The sequence below is a fragment of the Pedobacter psychrodurus genome, from assembly GCF_032678585.1.
Classification (GTDB): Bacteria; Bacteroidota; Bacteroidia; order Sphingobacteriales; family Sphingobacteriaceae; genus Pedobacter; species Pedobacter psychrodurus_A.
In genome coordinates, this window is sequence record NZ_JAVTSN010000026.1 from 22,128 (window position 1) to 41,060 (window position 18,933).

The window sequence follows — 18,933 nt, forward strand, 5'->3', positions numbered from 1 at the left end:
AATGTTTCAACAAAAACGGATACCTTATGAAACAGCAGGCCAGAACGATCCCGGGAAGACTTGTGGATTTTGATTATAACAGGTACAAGCTACCTACATTTGTAATGCAATTCAAACCTTCCATTTATCAGGATGGTGATTGTTATTACGCCGTATTATCCTTCGAAGAGGAACAGGATGTTTCTGGTCTTGGAACCTCCCCCGAGGATGCGCTCATTGACTGGAATGATAAGGTATGTGAAATGCTTTCCTTATCCGGGCCACTAAAGGACTCGCTAAAAGCCAAAAACAAATAAGCTCGCCTAAAAGCAAATAAGCTCCGTCTTTCACCTAAACCTATTCTAATGAACCACCATATCGCTACCGGACTGGTATTTTACCAGGATCACTATCATGAGCCGAATTTTCTTGGCAACTGCCATTTTGAGATCAAAAGGCCAGCAGATTGCTCCATTACACAGCTCCACCACTTTTATATGTTGTTGAGAAAGGGAAACAAGGTTTCGCCTGTAGATTTGCCACTAAAGATTTTCAGTGCAGCGTTTCTTGCATTCTGTTATAATGGCAAAAGACTGGTAGGCATTTCAGCCATAAAAAGACCCAACCTGGCCTATCTGGAAGATGTACATCAAAAAGCCGGCATTGCCAATGGCATCCATCAGCCTTTTCTGGAGATCGGTTATTCTTTTACCCGCGAATCTGTCCGCAGAAAGGGGATCAGCAGTACCTTAAAACGGATGTTACTCAAAAAAATCAGCGATCACCAGGGTATTCTGTTTTCCACTACGGCTACGCCCAGCAGTCAGCGTTTTTTGATGGGCAATGGTTTTAGGCCAAAAGGAAATCCTTATCAGGGAAAATTCGACAATAACATCATCTACTTTGAGAGAAGTGGCCATATCATGACTTATTGATTAAAAAAAGATCTTTCATCAGATCGGGATGTAGCAGGGCTCAATTTATGATATAAAAATTAGCATGAATAACGGAGGAATTGAAAGGAAATAAATTTTCTCGAATTATCGTCATCCGATAGCTATCGGATGAGAACCTCTCTGATGTAATCTGTCAGTGATAGTTTCCCGATAAACAGGCTCAACATCACATCATCTAAGAAGAATACCTGAGGCTGTTTCTTCAAGCCTATTTATTGCATTTTAATCTTTCACTTTTATTTAATTTCCGAATCCGGTTGCTTACAAAATTGATACTCACATCGTTATAAACTGTCTTATATAGCGCAATATGCATTTCAATATCTGCGAGTTTTTTCAGGTATTCAATGTACAAAGCTTGCATCTGCAAACGCTTAGACCGCGTGGCTTCAAGTTCAGCAAGCAACTGAAGACCATTTTCGTCTGTTGGGCAAGTTTGTTCCATTCTGAGGTTTTCTTCCAGTTTGATCAGCAGGCTTTTTAAATGCTCATGCTGGCTTCTATTAATCCCCTGCATTTATTTTGGTTAAAACCCGGGGAATATGATGTTCCCCGGGTTAATCATCAGATCAATTTATTTTAAAAATACTTTTCGAACTGCTTTATTTGCGGCATCTAAAATATAGATGTTTCCTTCCTGATCTACAGCCATATCGTCCATAGAACCAATTTTCGCTGTTGCCAATGTTCCATCGGCAAAACCTGGAGAAAACTTAGCCAGGGTTGAAGCACTTTTGCTGGCAATATCAATCTCCCTGAGCGCATAATTAAAACGATCGCCGGCAATCAATTTCCCGGTACCATACGGCATTAAACCGCCTGCAATGCTGTTAAACCTGGCCTGGGTACCAACCCCATCCTGATATCCCGGATCAGTAAAACCGATCCAGTTGGTGAGGTTTGATCCGCCAGCTTCGATATATGAAATGGCATTATTGCTTGCAGACCCCGAATCTACATAATACAGGTTGCCCGAAGCATCCACAAATTGGTGCGCCGTTGGCCAAAGCGGTCCGGCAACTTTGGTAAAGCCACCAATGGCATTTACCTTGTTCATGCCTGCAAAGGCGCCATTAATATTTACATACAGGTTACCTGCGCTGTCAAATGTCATCAAACCTGGCGAAAAACCAGAAACATAAACGGTATTTTGCCCAGATGGGGTAATTTTCCTGATCTGATTACGGCCGATATCAGATACAAAAATATTGTTCTGTTTATCGATTACAATGCCGTAAGGCGTATCAAAAATAATATCGGCGCCATTGGCCTGTAACACGGTTACCGTACCGTTCGGTGCAATTTTTTTCACCACTTTGTTCATCCGGTCGGTTACATAAACATTCCCACTGTGATCAACTGCAATACCGGCCATAAAAGCTCCAAAAGTATTGCTATTAGGCCCGCCTGCTAAGGTAATCATGCCTGCCCTTCTAAAATCCTGCGGAGCTAAAGCTTCCTGACCTGCAACCACCACTTTTAAATCGCCTGTACTCAAACCTGTTGGTGCATCCAAGACCAATGTATTTTCGCTTGCGGTTTTTACCGTCGCCAGTACACCATTAAAATAAACTTTGTTATCGGCAGCTGTGTTACTAAAGCCAAACCCCTTAATGGTAACGGTAGTTCCGGCCAAACCATTATCCGGACTAACGGAAAGAATACCGAGCGTTTGATCTTTAAACTGTGGCCCATCAGTAGGCTGATCGTTCACCACTACCCTTACGCTTCCACTACCTGTTCCACCTGGTAGGGTTAATTTAATCTGATTTGCCGATGCCGATGTAATCGGAACAGCAACACCGTTGATAAACACTTTATTTTCGTCGGCCACGCTACTGAATAATGTACCTGATATGGTCATTTCGGTACCTTTTGGTCCGCTCAATGGGGTAACGATACCAACAGATGGCGGTGCAACCACGGTAAATATTGGTCCGGTAATTTTCTGTCCGTTTATATTTACCGATAGCGGACCTGTTTTTACACCATCTGGTGCCATTACCACGAGTTTTTCATTACTGGCTTCCAATACTGTTGCGGTGGTGCCATTAAAATCGACCAGATTGCCTGCAACAAGTTCTTCAAATCCTGTACCGGCAATGGTCACTTTGGTGTTTTTACCTCCGGTTAAGGGTTTAATACTGGCAATAGCCTGGTAAGTAAAGTTCTGCCCTTTTGCTTCTTTTCCATTCACTTTTACCATGATGGCACCAAAACCCGCATCGGCGGGTACTTCTGCAACAATCAGGTTATCCGATACGCTTACTACCAAAGCGGCTTTACCATTGATAAAAACGTTGGCAGGTGCAGTTGTACTGCTAAAACCTGCTCCTGTAATCCTGATCTGTGCGCCTGCAGGTCCGTTTGCAGGCAATACCGTTGCGATGGTTAAATCCTGATAGATATATGGGCCGATATCGAAACTTTGGGTATCGTACTTTAAGGCCAATGCACCTGTAACACCGCCTTCGGGCATACGGATTACCAAAGCTTCGGTGGTTGCACTGATTACCTCTGCTGATTTGCCGCCTATGGTGGCCGAATATTGTTTGATATCGGTACCAAAACCTGTTCCGGTAATGGTTACCAAAGTACCTGCATTACCGCTGTTTGGGTAATAACTTTCTATTTTAAACGCCACTGTCTGAACTTCGGTTTTGTCCTTTTTACAGGCCCCGATGATGAGCATCAGGAAAAGCATCAATCCGATACTTAAACTCTTTTTATGTTGAATGATCATAAGATTTATCTTTGATGTTAAAAACTATACCTTAATCCCAGTTGCATCTGTACCCTCGAACTAAAATAATCGATACTATAAGGCTGACCAGGGTTATTGAAGGTAAATACCGGATAGTTGCCTGCATTTTGCTGTGGCGGGAACAAAGTTGGCGTTAAACCTACGCTGCTGGTAGAGTTAAAAGTATTGGGTGAGAAATACTGTACGCCCCAGGTTTTGTTGATGAGGTTGGTGAGGTTGATGATATCTACATTTAAACTCAGCGACTGCGATTTATCGCTATTTACAAACAGCTCGTGTGCCAGATGCAGATCGGCCTGAACATTCCATGGGGTACGGCCTTTGTTACGCTCGGTAAAATCACCCCTGCGGCTGCTCAGGTATTTGTTGCCATCAATAAACTGGTTAAAGGCTGCCGCCTGTTGAGCGGCGGTTTGCGTAGGCAGATCTTTAAAATAGCGGATGGCTTCTTCACGTAATGGAATATAGGCCAAACTTACCTGTTGCGATAAACCCTGGATACTGCTGTTTACAATACCATAACTAAACGGGCTGCCCGATTGCGCACTAAAGAATAAACTTACCGTTGTTCTTCCGGCTTTTTCCCAAACATGGTTATAGCCAATACTAGACACGATGCGGTGGCGGGTATCGAAATTGCTATAACTCAATGCCGGATTATTGGGTACCAATGCCTGGTTTAACTGCCAGTTACTCTCCATTGAGTTACGCACCCCATTGCTTAAATCTTTCGATTCGCCATAGGTATAAGAGGCGGTGATATTTAAAGCCTTAATAAATGTTTTGGTGATTGATCCGGTAAGGCTGTAACGGTAGCCCTGACTGGTATTGCTCAATAAGTAGATGTTCGAAAAACGGGGATCAACTGTTCCGCTATACACGGGCTGCTGTTTTTCTTTATCGTAACCATAATACAGGGGGTTATCTTTGGTATTTAACTGTTGAAAGAGTACATCTTTTAAACTTTTGGTGTACATGCCTTCAACGGTAAAACGCCAGTTGTTATCGGCTTCATAATCGATGCCCAAACTTCCACGGAATACCTGTGGCATCACAAAATTATTATCCACCAGATCGATCTGTGTACGGCCACTGTTTGGGTTATTGATTACGGCACCGTTTTGCTCAATAAAATTCCCTATCCCGTTAGGACTCGGTTTAATGGCATCGCTGCCCGGCGCAAAAGGCTGCTGATCGGCCCGCTGATCGAAAGCACCAAAGTTATTGCCTGTATTGTAATAGGCGTAAGCTAACCAGGCGAAAGGAATACGGCCGGTAAATAAACCCGCTCCTCCCCTTACAATCAGCTTCTGGGTACCGAGGGCATCATACCTGAAACCTAAACGCGGCGACAACTGCACCTTGTTTAAAAATTTATTTTCGATGCGGTTAAGCGGTGTGTAGGTATAGGTATTGCCAAAATTTGGATCGGCCATAATATCTTTTACCTTATCGCTCAAGGCTGGCATGGTTGGTAAATTCACCATATCGGCGCGCAAACCTGGCGTAATGCTTAATTTATCGCTAATCCTGATTTCGTCCTGCACATACAAACTGTACATGTTTACATTAAAATCGGCTGCTGGATTGGCCAAGAGATAATCGCGGCTGTTATTGGTGTAATTGTAACTGCCCCTAACCCGATATGGGTTGTTGCTGATAAAATCTTCAATACTCTGATAATCAACCCGGCCGTTCCAGGCATTAACAAAACCATACTGGATATTATACAACTCATTATGTGTACCCACCAAAATTTTATGGCGTCCTTTGGTCCAGTTTAAGTTTGCGGTAAATTCCCATGTTTTTTGTTTCATGTTGAAAATACTCGCTTCGCGATCGGTACCCAGATAAATGGTGGTACCGGGTGTACGGCCCATAATCTGTACCTGCGGTAATGTAGGATCGCTTAAAGGATCGCGGCTATCGCTTACATGAGTAAAACCCACCAATACATTTCCGGAAAGTTCATTGTTGAACCGGCTTTTTAACTCGGCAACGGTACTGCTTTGGTTATTTTCCTGTTGGAATGCCATACTGCTGAAACGGAAATCCTGCTGATCGCGGTCCATGTGGGTGGCCTTGCTAAAAATCGTATTGTTCCTAACGGCCAATTGGTGTTTATCGCTGATGTTCCAGTCTAAACGGTTAAAGAATTTTTGCGATTTGTTCGAATTGGTGTATACGCCTGCGGTACCGGCATCGAAAACATTGCCGTAACGGGTTTTAACGGCATTGCTGATTAAATCGGCATCAGCTACGCTTAAAATATGGCTTGTTTCTGCTGTACCTACATACAATTGGGTAGGATCCTGACGGTGGGTAATCTCTTCATTGCTAAAAAAGAAAAGTTTGTTTTTAATAATTGGAAATCCGATACGAAAACCTGCCTGGTAGTCTTCAAAGTCTTTGTTCATTTTACCCAAACTGCCTACACGGTCGTTGCCCGTAATGGCTGCATTCCGGCCAAAACCATAAACCGATCCACTCACTTTATTGGTACCACTACGGGTTACCGCATTGATTGCTCCTCCTGTAAAATTCCCGATTTTAACGTCAAATGGAGCCAGGTATACCTGCATATCTTCAATGGCATCTAACGAAACGGGATTGGTACGGGTACTGCTCCCGTTCATGCCCGATGTACCGGTTTGACCTCCCAGCGAAGGACTAAAACCAATAGCGTCGTTGTTTACTGCACCATCAATGGTTACGTTGTTGTAACGGAAATTGGTTCCACCGAAACTGTTATCACGGCTTCCCTGTGGGGTTAAGCGCGTAATATCGGTTAAACTCCGGTTAATGGTGGGCATATTTTTCACCTGCTCGGCACTGATATTTTTACCCGTACCATAATTATCGGCTTTTTGTTTGGATTTGGCCCTACCCGATACCATTACGGTACTCAGTTCCTGTGCATTTTCCCGCAGTACAAAGTTGAGCTGCTGACTGCCGCCTAAACGAACCGATACATCATTCATCACCTCGGTTTTCATCCCGGTTGTAGAAACCGTTACCGTATAGGGTGAACCAATACGTAAATTATTTAAAAAATAGCGCCCATCGGCATCAGCAGAGATGGCATAACGTGTTCCGGAAGGCGTATGGATAGCCACAATGGTTGCGCTGGGTATCGAAATCCCCCTGGCATCTTTAACCTGCCCGGTTAAAGAGCCGCTGGTTTCTTGCGCCATGCCATAAAAGGATATGAATAGTAAAACGCAGAATATGATTATTTTTAGCCCAACCTGCTGCAGTGAAAACATCTCCTGCAAAAAGACGGGTGTTGGATATATATTTTTCTTCATCAGTTTAATTTTAATTGCCTACGTTTCTTATTGGGTAATCCGTAAGGCGCCATCTATAATATGTAATACCCCATTTCCAGCGAGGATATCCTGTTTAACCAGTTTTACCGCCGTCGTATTTCCAATTCCCTTTAATGTAATGCCATTAAAACTGCCCGGAGTGCCTGGATCTGGGGTTAAGGTCATGGTAACCGAATTGCCATCGAGCATGGCCTGGCGGCTGGTATTAGAAGAACCTGTGCTGAGGATATAATCGTAAATGAACCTCCTGTCTTTTACGATATGGTAATTCACCAGGCTTTTCAATACTTCCACATCGGTATTGTTGATCTGTTCTACACTGGCATAACCCATGGCCTGCATGGCCTGGTTGTTCGGAGCGAAAATGGTGTAAGGGCCTGCACCATTAATGGTTTCCAGCAGACCAGAAGTTTTTAAAGCTTGCGCAAACAGGGTAATGTTCGATTCGGCCGAAACGGCATCGCCCAGTAAATCGTGCAGATAAGGACTTAATACCCGGTTAAGCACCTGGATCAAACCATTAGAAGCCGGAATATTCTGCGATATGATCCGCGAACCGTTTAAGGTAAGCACGGTATCGGTTCCTTTGATCCAGTGTGTGGCATATAATTTACCCCCACGCGAGCGCAACTCCTGATTAAACAGATAAGGCAGTTTATTGAGCTCGTATTTTCCATCCAAAGTATGGTATTGGGCAATACGCGAAATAATGGTGGGATTTGCAGTGAGCACACTTACCGGACCTGCATAACCTGCCAATGAAAATGCGGCATCAGAAGGTACCAGCGCGGTGTAAGGTCCTGCGCCCTCTTGCAGGGTTTTATCCAGACCGCTACGTTTTAGCGCTGCACTGAAAGACGAAAGATTAAAGTTATCGGCAATAACGAGGTTGATTTTATTGTTGTCGTAATCACTTAATTTATTTTCATCTTTACTGCACGATGCGCCCAAAACGGCCATCAGCAATAAAGAAAATAAGGTATTCTTATGGTATCGGTTTATTTGCTGTGCCATGTTATTTAAGTTTAAATCCTTTAGGAAAAAGTAGATGGTCTACCACATGTATTGGTCCGTTAAGGGTATTGATATCGGTATCGACAACGGTTGCAGCAGGGTATTCGGAGCCCTTTACCTTAAGCTGAGCACCGTTGCTGCCCAGCGAAAATTCGAGCGGCATGGTATAGGCATATTCTACCGGAGGGTTTCCACCAATGTTAACCGGATAATAATTAAGCGCGGGCTTCAAATCATTACTATAAAATACGGTAGCATTATTTAATGTTTTATCTCCTCCTGAAGTGGCTGGCTGGAACATCCTGCCCCAGTTGCGGTGAAAATTGTACACGGTATCCATCGGGAAAGCACCTGTTGCAGTATAAGAATTTTCATCAAAAAAGACTCCATCCATGCTGCGTTCGTTAAATTTCAGGATATCGGCAACGGTTTGAAATCCGGCCTGATGAAAAGCTTCGTCTGTTGGGGCAAACAAAGTAGATACGGTAATATTAGGTCCTGTATAACCAGGATACGGGGGTGTTTCTATGCCCCAATCCTTTTTATAATAAAGGCGGTTGTAGGCATAATCCCGCATAATATCCTCCGGCTCTATTCTCACTCCAAAAATGGCCTCGATATCGTCGCCAATTTTATTCAGGAAAAGCTCGTCTGCCAGACGCTGCGATTCTATGAACATTGTAAACCGTCCATCGGCTTTTAAAGCGTCTAACATGGTTTTTACGGGCCTTTCAACCGTTTTTTCCATAATATAAACACCACCGTTGGTTGCAGGCAAATAATTCACTTTACCTACGTTTTTACCATTCACCAGTAAATCGTCGCCTTTTATGCCTACATAATGCCTGTAATAGTATAAATCATACTGATTATTGCTTTGTTTATTTTCATAATATTTCACATACAACCCAGGATGGAGCAGCAGGCTTTTGACCATAAAGTTATCGCTCCGCAATTTCAGTTCATCTTTGGTTACCGGGCCAATGGAGGTATAAAACATCATCAAACTATCCAACTCTTCTACAGGTAGCTGAATAATGGCACTGGCGCTTAAACCTGCGGCTTGCATGGCGGCATCGTTTGGCACGAAAACCGTAAACACCACTTTGTTTCCCTGTTGTTTTAGGATGTTTTTGATATTGCTTTTTTGCCATGCACTGTAAAACAGTTTGGCTGGCGAAGCCGTTAATAACTGCTCTACCGTTTGCGTGGCATCGCTTTGAAACGGCACCTGTGCCCCTTCAGGATCGGGCATAAATTCCGTTTTGGAGCAGGCACCTAAAAAAAAGATACTGGCCCATAAAACGAATACCCAAAAGTTTTTTAAATTTCTCATATTCATGATGATATATTATTTCTTAAGCGCCTGATCAGGTGTAACCAATCCACTAGTTAGATGATGGACGATGCCGTTGCTGCACAGGTTATCGTTTTTTGCTGTTAAATTGCTGGTTACCGAGTTTAGGATGACATCATAAATGGTTGTACCGCTTCGTAGCGTAAGGGAATAACCCAGCTTAAATTCAGGATATAATTTTCCACCTCCAAAATTCATATAGTGACTGTCGTTTTTGAGGTAATAGTTATAGGCCCCGTTATTATTGATCAGCGAAAACACCTGCGAATCAGAGACAAAAAAGTGCCTGTCGTATAAAATGTAAGCGCCAAAAAGGCGGTCACCAATGTATTTATCGGTCTCTAATGCATTTAAGGAAGCTTCGGTAATGCCCACATCTTCCAGCGCCTTGTTATTGGGCGCAAAAATGGTAAATGTTGGTCCGGTAGCCAGTTGGTCCCACAGGTTAAACTTCTTTAGGCCCTTAACAAACACACTGTAATCGGCATGTTCTGCCAGCCACTGCTGAACCGTTTTGTTAAAATTTGGTTTCATTACATTATCCATTAAATGCAGTATACCATTGGCTACCACCACATCTTTCCTGATTACCTCAACCCCATCAATGTAAAGCTCATCTACAACTCCTCCATTGGGATTAAAAGCCGCACGCGAAAGGTATAATTCCGAACCACTTAATGTAGCGTATCGGATATCTACCCCATTGCTGGGCATGTCATTTACCATCAGTTTACGCGGCAGGATATGATAACCGATTATTTTCTTTAAACTGTCGACATTCATTTTATCAAAATCGGTCGTGTTGTAAATACCCAGGCGGTTAAAAGCTTCGTCGGTTGGTGCAAACACGGTAAAAGGTCCGGCACCATTTAACTGTTCAGTATATCCTGTTTTTTTGAGTGCGGCATAAAAAAGGCGCATTTCATAATTGTTCTTTACAAAATCACCTGCCGGACGAATGTTTTCGTTGGGTAAGGCTACCGATAAATCATCGTGTTTACAGCCTGCAACAAAAAGCAGCTGTACAGCAATTGCCCATGCAAAAAGTATTTTTCCCATTTGTAAAACCGTCTTGCGATGCTTTACATTATTTAGTTTTTTCATTGAAATCATGTTTTTTAATAAATGGGCGGTGCATATTTTCGTTGAACGGTGGTTAAATAAACTCTGCCATTAACCACTTCGATGGTATTTACCGTGGCGAAGGTTTTAGGGTTATTTACACCCGAATGGATGTTGACCAGCAAATTGGGCAGTATAGCTGCATTATCGTTACTGGTCATTCTTACTTTACCATTCTGTAAACAGTTTACCGAAACCCAGTTGCCCCCGTTATCGGTTGAGGCTTCGTAAAAAGGATTATTGGTAATATCCATCCCCGGCACAAAAAAATCGAACCTTTGCCACATATTGGTGGTGATGCCATTGCCGGTATTACTTGCCCAGATCGGGAAACTTACGTAAGGACTAACCTCACTTGTTGCCGTATTCAGTTTAACATTGGCCAGATATTTCCCTTTGAAACCAGGTATAGTGGCACCCGTAGTACTTAAAATGCTTTGATTTTCGTAAAGCGACAAGAAAACATTCATTTCATCTTTCATTCCGCCCTGAAAACTGGCCATCAGGTAATCTTCGGCTTTAAGCGACTTATCGGCTTCCCAATATCCTTTAGCGCTCATATTGTAAAAGTTCACATAGGTAAGCGAATCAGATAAAGGCAGCTTTTGAAAAACCTCCTGGCGGAGTAAAAGCCCGGTTCTTTTGGTTACAAAATCTTTTTGTAACACATGCAGCGTGTACACCTCTTTACTGGTCAGGTTAAGTACGGTATCGATCAGGATATCTTTTTTTAGCTGACTTTCCAATTGGAAAAAGGGCACTGTATTTTTCGGGCGGTAAGCAAACATGATCCGCATTTTGCCCGACGGAACCTGTGCCCAGCTGCTTAAATCGAAACCGTTTAAAATGGGTCCAACCAATACATTTTCCTTACCCGGATATTCGGGATTGTTAACCGAGGTACTGGTACCAACGTGTGATGGATATGGCGGTGCATAAGCATCGCGCTGATCTAAAAAGTCGCCTACAATTTCGGCGCTTGTTGGCATGCCGTTAGCATCCAACACCGGATTGATGAGCATACAAAAAAACGGTACTTTATTATCCTTACTGCCAAGCGTTTGTATATAATTAAGGTTATTAAATACCCTTAAATATGCCGGATCGTCGATCTTCGAGTATTCTACCTTAACGCAGCCCGAATTAAGCAATAGCAAACAAACAGCAAAAAGCCATGCCCACTGTGCAAATCCGGTTTTTATCATTCTCTTATTTAATCTCTCGTTTTTCATTATTTGTTGTGTTTGATAATGATCATTCTTGCTTTGTTTGCGGCTGTACTGCCTGTGCCCGACTGGCCAATAAGGCCGACGGTATAAATTCCGGGCTCTTGTACAGGCAATCCCCGCCCTGCTTTCTGATAAAGGTTTTTGTCGGCAATAAAGGCCTCACTTTTTAACACCTCAATATCGTTCGCCCATAAGCCAGGTACCACATTCGGTTTAGAACGATAGGCCATAATCTCGAATGCTTTTTGTGTATAGAGGTTGCTGATGTAAGGGCGTTCGAACAAAGGCTGCCCAGGTTGCAGGTTAACCCCTGCATTTGCATTGTCGTTCCCTCCGGCCGAAGATTGCCCGTTACTTTGGGTAAAAGTGATATAAGGGTTACCTACCGAAAGATTTAAAAATCTTTTAAAAAAGAAATAAGAGTATTGATTGCGGCTGTAAGTGGCATCGTCTTCTGCCCCGAGGTAGGTGGTACCACTTAAATCGTTGGCTACAAGCAGTACCTTAGGCGTTCCTGATTGATCGGGATATAACCATGCACTATAATTTTGCGCGGGGCGGAGTACCTGACTGGCACTGGCAATGGTTTTGCCCGATGCATCCAAAGCCTCAACCGTGTGGCTGCCCTGAATCAGGTTTGCATAGGCTCCCGCAGTGCCAAAGGCCAAATTGCCGGCGATGGTTTTGCCATCTACCTTAAAACTTACACTTTGCCCCGCCAGACCATTTACGCCCTGTACCCTGAAATAAGTATTGTTGGCCGATGGACTGTTATCGCTAATCACCTGAAAGGAATTTTGATAGGTTGATGAAGTTTCATCAACTTCGTTAATGAAGTAATCAAATTTTTGCGGTGCGATTAAAATGGTATAAATACCTCCGGGCTGGAAGGTTTGGATGGGCGCATAAGTTTGTTTGGTCGAATTCATCAAACTTTCGGGGATGCTTGATGTTGGCGGATCGATCAGCGTAATGGCATCTAAACCTGTGCCTAAGGCTGGCATCTGTCTGCCATCGGCCATCAATATTTTAAACTGATAGGTTCCGTAAGGCAATTCTATATATTCGGACGTTTTGGTTGCCGAACTGATATGATTGGTTTTCGCATCAACCAAAGTTCCATCGGCATAAGCCAGCGATACGTCTCCGCTTAAATCTTCCTGCCTGCCATTGCTGTTAAATCCAGGGTTTTTAATGGTACCGGAAAGGTTTACTATCCTGATTTTAAAATAATCAGGTTTCGAGGCTACTGAAACACCTCTTTTTACGGGAACCACTTCTTGCTGACCATCCATTGCAAAAGTTGGCAACAAAAAATAATCTGTCGGGTTGCTGTAATCGTTTTTTACATCAAGTTTTACATCGCTAACGAATACAGGGCCATAACTTCTCACTGTAAAATCCAGTTTTGCGGTTTCCTGTGTATTAAACAGATCTTGCGGAACAAACCAGGTTTTCCCCAATTGTCCGTTTGAAGGGAAATACGAAGTACCCGGATACTGCTGGCTGTTCGGTTTATTAGGCTCCCGCACGATAAAATTGGTGAGGCTATCGCCATTGGCAATCACCTGGTTAAAACCTGCTATATTGATAATGCGTGCTGTTGAGCTGGTGCGGTTCTGGGTTAAAACCCTGTTATCTGTTTCGAAATCGGCCTTATCCTTTTTACAGGCCTGAAACAGCAGTATCGTACTAAAGCAGAGCAGACTGAAGCATTTATAATTTATCTTATTCATTATTTAAATAGATTATAGGTAAAGCCTAACATAATTTCGGCACCGCGGGTATAACTTCTGTTGAGGTATTCGTTGCCATACCATTTGCCACCGGTTTGCGGATTGGCATACACGGTTTTGATATCAGGATTAAGGATATTTTTGGCATAACCTTTAAACTTGACACTTTTAGTGAGGCGCTGACTGAATACAAAATCCAAAACGGGTACCGGACGGGTGTATAAATCGGGTTCGCCGGTGAGGTTAATCTGCACCAAACGTTCGCCCACCACATTAAAGGTTAGCGCAAAATCAGATCCCGATTTTGGATTTTCATAATTTAACCAGGCATTGATGGAATAGGGTGCCTGCTCAAAAAGCGGGCTGTTTTTTGGGGTATAACGGTCGAGCGAGCGAATGGCCTCATAACGCTCAGGCGTCTTTTTAATGTCGCTCTGTGCCAGCAATAAATTAGAACCGAAATAGAAATTTTTCAACGGATCCCAGATATTGCCCAGGCTTTTTACTACCTCTAATTCAAGTCCCCATACCCGGCCCACGTTAGGATCGTTCTGGAACTGGATGGTAGGAAATTCGGGATAGGTAGCGGCTAAACCAGCCGTTTGCAAGCTAAATACCTTGACCAATTGATTTTCTATACGTTTACCAAATGCCGAAACAGCTAGCACCTCTCCTTTTGCCGGGAACCATTCCCACCTGAAATCGAGGTTTTGGGTAAACTGGTTTTTAAGGTTTGGATTACCCACCACTAAACCCATCTGAAAGGCATCAAATTCGAAAACATTGGTAATTTCCCTTAACTCTGGTCGTGCCAGTGTAGTGTTGTAAGCACTACGGAAATTCATGTTATCGTTTAGCGTATAGGTTGCATTAACCGAGTAAAATGGCTTGTAGCCAGTTTTATATACCGAGTTTGGATTGATCGGATTTAACGGGATTTTGCCTCCGTTTGCGCCTCCGGCAGTAAGCGAAGGATCTAAAAACACGCCAGCAGTATCAACAGACGAACCAATATTGGTCATTTCGAAGCGGACACCACCTGCAATACGCAACTTTTCGGTCAGCATTAAATCGAGCATACCATAAAAAGCATTGGTTTCGAAATAACCTGTATAATTATTGGGCGACTTTTGGCTATTGTATAAAAACCCGCCAACCGGCATCATGCCTTCACCCTGATTTCCGGTAGGAAGTTTAACACCGATAAATTCGCTGCTTACCAGACGGTTCAGGTTGCCTTCGGCACCATAAAGTGGTAAGGCCTTGTTGCTGGTAAAGTTAGATCCCGGCAGGAAAAGCTGGTTTTCACTAAAATCGCGGTCTCTAAACAAATAATTTACTCCGGTTTTTAACTCCTGTTTTTGTCCGAAGAGTTTAAAAGGGATAGTTAAATCGCCCTTGTAATTGTAATTTTTCTCATCCAGGTTTCGCCATCTTCTCCCATTGGGTTCGGCCTGTATAATACCATAAGGACCAAAACCGTTTACATAACCAGAGGTTAAGGCATAAAGGTGTTTGCTGTAAACCGTTGCACCCGCATTACTGCCTGTTCCAACCGTATAATAACCGCCACCCCTTGGGATATAATCGGCCAAACTGGCGAAACGGAAATCAGGATCGTTTTGTTTTGATCTCGAACTGGCCACATTATAACTTAAACGTGGAGATAATTCTTTATCAAAAAATTTATGCTCACCCTGGAGGTTAAAAGTGTTCAGGTTGCGGAAAGTTTGTTTTAACGAATATGTTGTCGTTTTCACCTCCCCTGGCAAACCTGTATATTCGTAACGGCCAGCTAAATTAGTGGCTTTGGTTTCGCCGCCCCAGCTGCCCAGGTATTGCATACTGATTTCGTTACGGCGGTTAAACTGATAGGTAAGCCCCACCAGCGTTCCATAATTGAGCGTTTCTACACCGGTGTTTTCTTTATAGGTTTGGTATTTACCCATATACAAACTGTTCGGTGTAATATAATTTGGAATGTTCCGCGGACTATAAACATCAGGATTACCCGTAACTACGCCCTGATAAATACTGTATTGGGTTAAATCACCACCACTAATGTCGGTAATGCGGCGATAATAATTCCCGCCCATGATTAAACCCAGTTTATGTTTTTTAAAAATGTTAAAGCTATTGCCATAGGTAGCGGAGTACAGCTGGTTTAAAGGGGCTTTTTTGTACTGGGTAGTCATTACCGGATCGAAAGACTGCATGATGTTGTTGATGCGGTTTACTTCCTGATAGGCTGTTGGGCTGTAATTGCTGTTGGCAATCATATTCTGTATAGATCCCAAGCCATTCGGGTACTGACTGGCCAGATTTTTAAAGTCGCTGCTTAGGTTTTTCTGACTGATTTTATTGCCAAAAGCCCCCATGTCGCTGTTCCAAAAGCTATTGTATTGTCCGCCAATACCTACATTCGAGTTTACGCCCGATTGGGCGATGATTTCGAAGGTTTCCTTTTCGGGAACAGATTTGGTTTTGAGTTCTACAATACCCGCAGCAGCATCAGCCGGTTTATCGGGTGTTACGGTTTTATAAATGGTAATGTTATCGAGCAGTGATGCCGGAACCAGATCTAAGGGTATGGTGCTCCTGTCGGGATCAGAGGAAGCTAAACGTACACCGTTTAACTGTCCGATTACACTTCTATCGCCTAAACCACGGATGGCTACATATTTATCGTCGGTTACGGTAACCCCCGAAACACGCTGCAAAGCCTGGGTGGTGGTAATACTTCCGGTGCGTTCAATCTGTTGGGAAGATATGGCATCCTGGATAATCGACGACTTTTTGCGTTCTTCCAATACGGCCACTTCGGTATTTGCCTTTCTCCTGGCCTGCACCATTACCTCGTTCAATTGTGTCGATGAGGCTTTTAAAGCAATATTCAATGCTTTCGTACTGGCATCTACCTTAATTTCGCGGCTAATGTAACCCATATATGAAATAACCAAAGTAGCGCCACCTTCGGGAACGGTAATCCTGAAATTTCCATTCACATCGGTCGAAGCCGCAGCAGTTCCACCCTTAACCTTTATGCTAACACCAATGAGTGTTTCCTTGTTCTTTTCGTCGAAAACCGTTCCTGTAACTAAAATTGGTACAGGTTTTCGGGTGATGACCACATAACCTTCTACCACACTGTATTTGAGGTTGGTATTGGCTAAGATAGTATTCAAAGCCTCGCCAACGGTAATGTTTTCGTTATTGAGGTTAACCTTTTTGCTGACCTTGTTGAGCAGGTTTACGGCTACATTAATCTGGATATTGCCCTGCTTCTCTACCACAGCCAAACTGTTTTCTATCGTTGCGGCTTCGAGTTTGAGTTTGATTTTCCGATTCAGATCCTGACCTGATACATTACTGGCAAAGAGTACACCTAAGCCGGTAAGATTTGCAAGGATCACTAGAAAAGAGCATTTCATAAAGAAATAAATTTTATCTGCGGACAGATTGTTATCAGCCATCTGCCTCAGTTTCCTTTTAATATGGTACAAGGCTTTATCACATTGCCTTGCATACCGAAAAGAAACATGCAGATGTAATACTTTTTGCATATTTTTGATCATTATGATTTTTCGCCTTTGGGCGGATATTATGAATACTTTATCGTGGGCTGACGGGTCTTCGAAAACAGCCAGTCCGTTGATGATTTACGCGTCCTCCCTTAAAGGAGGACGTTTTTATTTTAGTCTGTTTGTTACATCCCCATCCTTTCTCTTCTAAAAAATGCTAACATGATTTTGATTGATTTTATAGTTAAAATTGCCTGCAACACTGAGTATCTTAACAAGTTTGCTTACTGGAATATCGGTGGTTAAATTCACCCTGATCTGCCTGTTGGCAAGTTGTGGGCTGTTAATCTGGATGGCCACATTATAGGTTCTTTCCAAAATGGCAGCAATATCAGCCAGTTTTGTTTTCCTGAACACCAGTTTTCCGTTTTTCCAGTCGAGAATATCTTTAACGGGTGTATTACCCAACTCCCGCTGACTGGTTTTCTCATTCCATACTACGCTTTGGCCAGGTAACAATACGGCAATGGGATGTAATACTTTGTTTACTTCATGATCTACCCTTACCTTTCCGGTACTCACCAAAACACTAACCGGTTGATTTAAAAAAGCATCGACTTTAAAGGAAGTACCCAATACCCTCGTCACGATATTTCCGGTATGGATGATAAATGGTCTTTTCGGGTTTTTAGTGACTTCAAAAAAAGCTTCTCCCCTTAATGATATTGCACGTACATTTGCTGCGAATTTTGAAGGAAAAGAAAGTGTACTTCCTGCACCAAGATATACTACAGAACTATCGGGCAAAAGGATTCTGGAACGTTTTCCATTTGGGTTTTCGAAATGCTGAACCTGTACATTTTGTTGAGGTGTTTTGTTCAGCCTTGGGATCAATATTGAAATGGAAACCACCAGTACCAAAATAGCTGCCGCATACGATAAATACCTGCGGAGTTTTTTCTTTTTTGGTGTTAAGCTTAAAATTTTCGGTTCATTGCCTTTAATGCTTACGGCCGATTGCTTTTTGTGAAATTTGGCAAGTGCATCTTCAAGATCCGGTTCGTTATATAAATCAGTGTTTGCTGAAGCGATCTCGTCCATCACCTCTTCAAAAAGTACAGAAAGATCATCGGTTAATAGCAGCGATTTCAGTTCAGCAGTTTCTTCCGCTGTGCATTCGCCGTTAATATATTTTCTGATGAGTGCTTTTTTTTCTGTTTTACGATCCATTGATGTTGTTCTTCAATAGTCATAACACAAGTTTTTAAGTGTACCACCTATTCAATGGAAAAAAAATATATTTTTTATTTAAGCAGGTAAAAACAGGAGAATATAGGGTGCCAGAAGTAAAAAAAGGGTGAAATCGGCATGCTCTTTTATGTGTTGTCTGAAAAAGCGCAATGCAGCAACCATGTAATTTTCGACCGTATTTACCGAGAGGTTCATATCAGTGGCAATTTCGGCATAGGTTTTATTTTCTTCCCTGCTCATCTGGAATACTTTTCGGCGTGCGGGGCTTAGCTCCGCCAGTTTTTCACGGTAAATTTCTTCGAGTTGTGCATAAACCAATGCATCGTCTGCAGGTCTCGATTGCACCATATTGGTTTCGAGCTGTTCATCAAGTTGAACCGTAGCCAGTATTTTTTTTCGGTAATGGTTGTACAGCGCATTTTTTACAGCGCGGTAAAGATATGGGCCGAGATTGGTTTCTACCGAGATATCACCTTGTTTCTTCCACAGGCCGAGCATCACATCCATTACCAGTTCTTCGGCAACAAAAGTATCTTTACTGTTTTTTAAGGCATAACGGTATAAGGCAGAATAGTAGCGTTTAAAGAGCAGGTCGAAGGCAGCTGAACTTCCGTTTTTATGCTTTTCTAAAAGTACTGCATCCGGTAAATCTTTTATTTCGTTGAACATGCCTTG

13 protein-coding genes are annotated in these 18,933 nt (G+C 42.8%); 2 read left to right on the forward strand and 11 right to left on the reverse strand.

Features of this window, described 5'->3' with window-relative positions; genetic code table 11:
• The first annotated feature begins 26 nt into the window (after nt 1-26).
• Nucleotides 27-296 carry a hypothetical protein gene (locus R2S57_RS17320; RefSeq protein WP_316846208.1) on the forward strand — a complete coding sequence of 90 codons (270 nt, stop codon included), beginning with the start codon at nt 27-29 and terminating at the stop codon, nt 294-296.
• A gap of 48 nt (nt 297-344) precedes the next feature.
• A complete protein-coding gene (locus R2S57_RS17325) occupies nt 345-914 on the forward strand; it encodes a hypothetical protein (protein WP_316846209.1) in 570 nt (189 codons plus the stop codon).
• Nucleotides 915-1,143: 229 nt separating this feature from the next.
• Here R2S57_RS17325 and R2S57_RS17330 read toward each other — a convergent pair whose 3' ends face one another.
• From R2S57_RS17330 to R2S57_RS17380, 11 genes are all read right to left on the reverse strand, one after another.
• Nucleotides 1,144-1,452, reverse strand: coding sequence for a hypothetical protein (locus R2S57_RS17330; RefSeq protein ID WP_316846210.1), 309 nt, complete (start codon nt 1,450-1,452; stop codon nt 1,144-1,146).
• A gap of 57 nt (nt 1,453-1,509) precedes the next feature.
• On the reverse strand, nt 1,510-3,678 hold the full coding sequence (locus R2S57_RS17335; protein ID WP_316846211.1) for an IPT/TIG domain-containing protein: 2,169 nt from the start codon (nt 3,676-3,678) through the stop codon (nt 1,510-1,512).
• A gap of 17 nt (nt 3,679-3,695) precedes the next feature.
• A complete protein-coding gene (locus R2S57_RS17340; RefSeq protein WP_316846212.1) occupies nt 3,696-7,007 on the reverse strand; it encodes a TonB-dependent receptor in 3,312 nt (1,103 codons plus the stop codon).
• 27 nt (nt 7,008-7,034) lie between these two features.
• The gene (locus tag R2S57_RS17345; RefSeq protein WP_316846213.1) at nt 7,035-8,042 is read right to left on the reverse strand and encodes a fasciclin domain-containing protein; all 1,008 of its coding nucleotides are present in this window, start codon (nt 8,040-8,042) and stop codon (nt 7,035-7,037) included.
• A gap of 1 nt (nt 8,043) precedes the next feature.
• The gene (locus tag R2S57_RS17350) at nt 8,044-9,378 is read right to left on the reverse strand and encodes a fasciclin domain-containing protein (RefSeq protein WP_316846214.1); all 1,335 of its coding nucleotides are present in this window, start codon (nt 9,376-9,378) and stop codon (nt 8,044-8,046) included.
• Between the two features lie 15 nt (nt 9,379-9,393).
• A complete protein-coding gene (locus R2S57_RS17355) occupies nt 9,394-10,503 on the reverse strand; it encodes a fasciclin domain-containing protein (protein ID WP_316846215.1) in 1,110 nt (369 codons plus the stop codon).
• 14 nt (nt 10,504-10,517) lie between these two features.
• A complete protein-coding gene (locus tag R2S57_RS17360) occupies nt 10,518-11,753 on the reverse strand; it encodes a hypothetical protein (RefSeq protein ID WP_316846216.1) in 1,236 nt (411 codons plus the stop codon).
• Entirely contained in the window at nt 11,753-13,486 is a 1,734-nt protein-coding gene (locus R2S57_RS17365) for a hypothetical protein (RefSeq protein WP_316846217.1), read from the reverse strand. Before R2S57_RS17365 ends, R2S57_RS17360 begins: the two co-directional genes overlap by 1 nt.
• Complete coding sequence (locus R2S57_RS17370; RefSeq protein WP_316846218.1) at nt 13,486-17,049, reverse strand: TonB-dependent receptor; 3,564 nt, start codon at nt 17,047-17,049, stop codon at nt 13,486-13,488. The genes R2S57_RS17365 and R2S57_RS17370 overlap by 1 nt, the downstream gene beginning before the upstream one ends.
• A 165-nt stretch (nt 17,050-17,214) precedes the next feature.
• Nucleotides 17,215-18,237 (reverse strand): FecR family protein, encoded by a 1,023-nt coding sequence (locus R2S57_RS17375; protein WP_316846219.1) that lies wholly within the window; start codon nt 18,235-18,237, stop codon nt 17,215-17,217.
• Between the two features lie 78 nt (nt 18,238-18,315).
• Nucleotides 18,316-18,927 (reverse strand): RNA polymerase sigma-70 factor, encoded by a 612-nt coding sequence (locus tag R2S57_RS17380; protein ID WP_316846220.1) that lies wholly within the window; start codon nt 18,925-18,927, stop codon nt 18,316-18,318.
• Between the last annotated feature and the right edge of the window lie 6 nt (nt 18,928-18,933).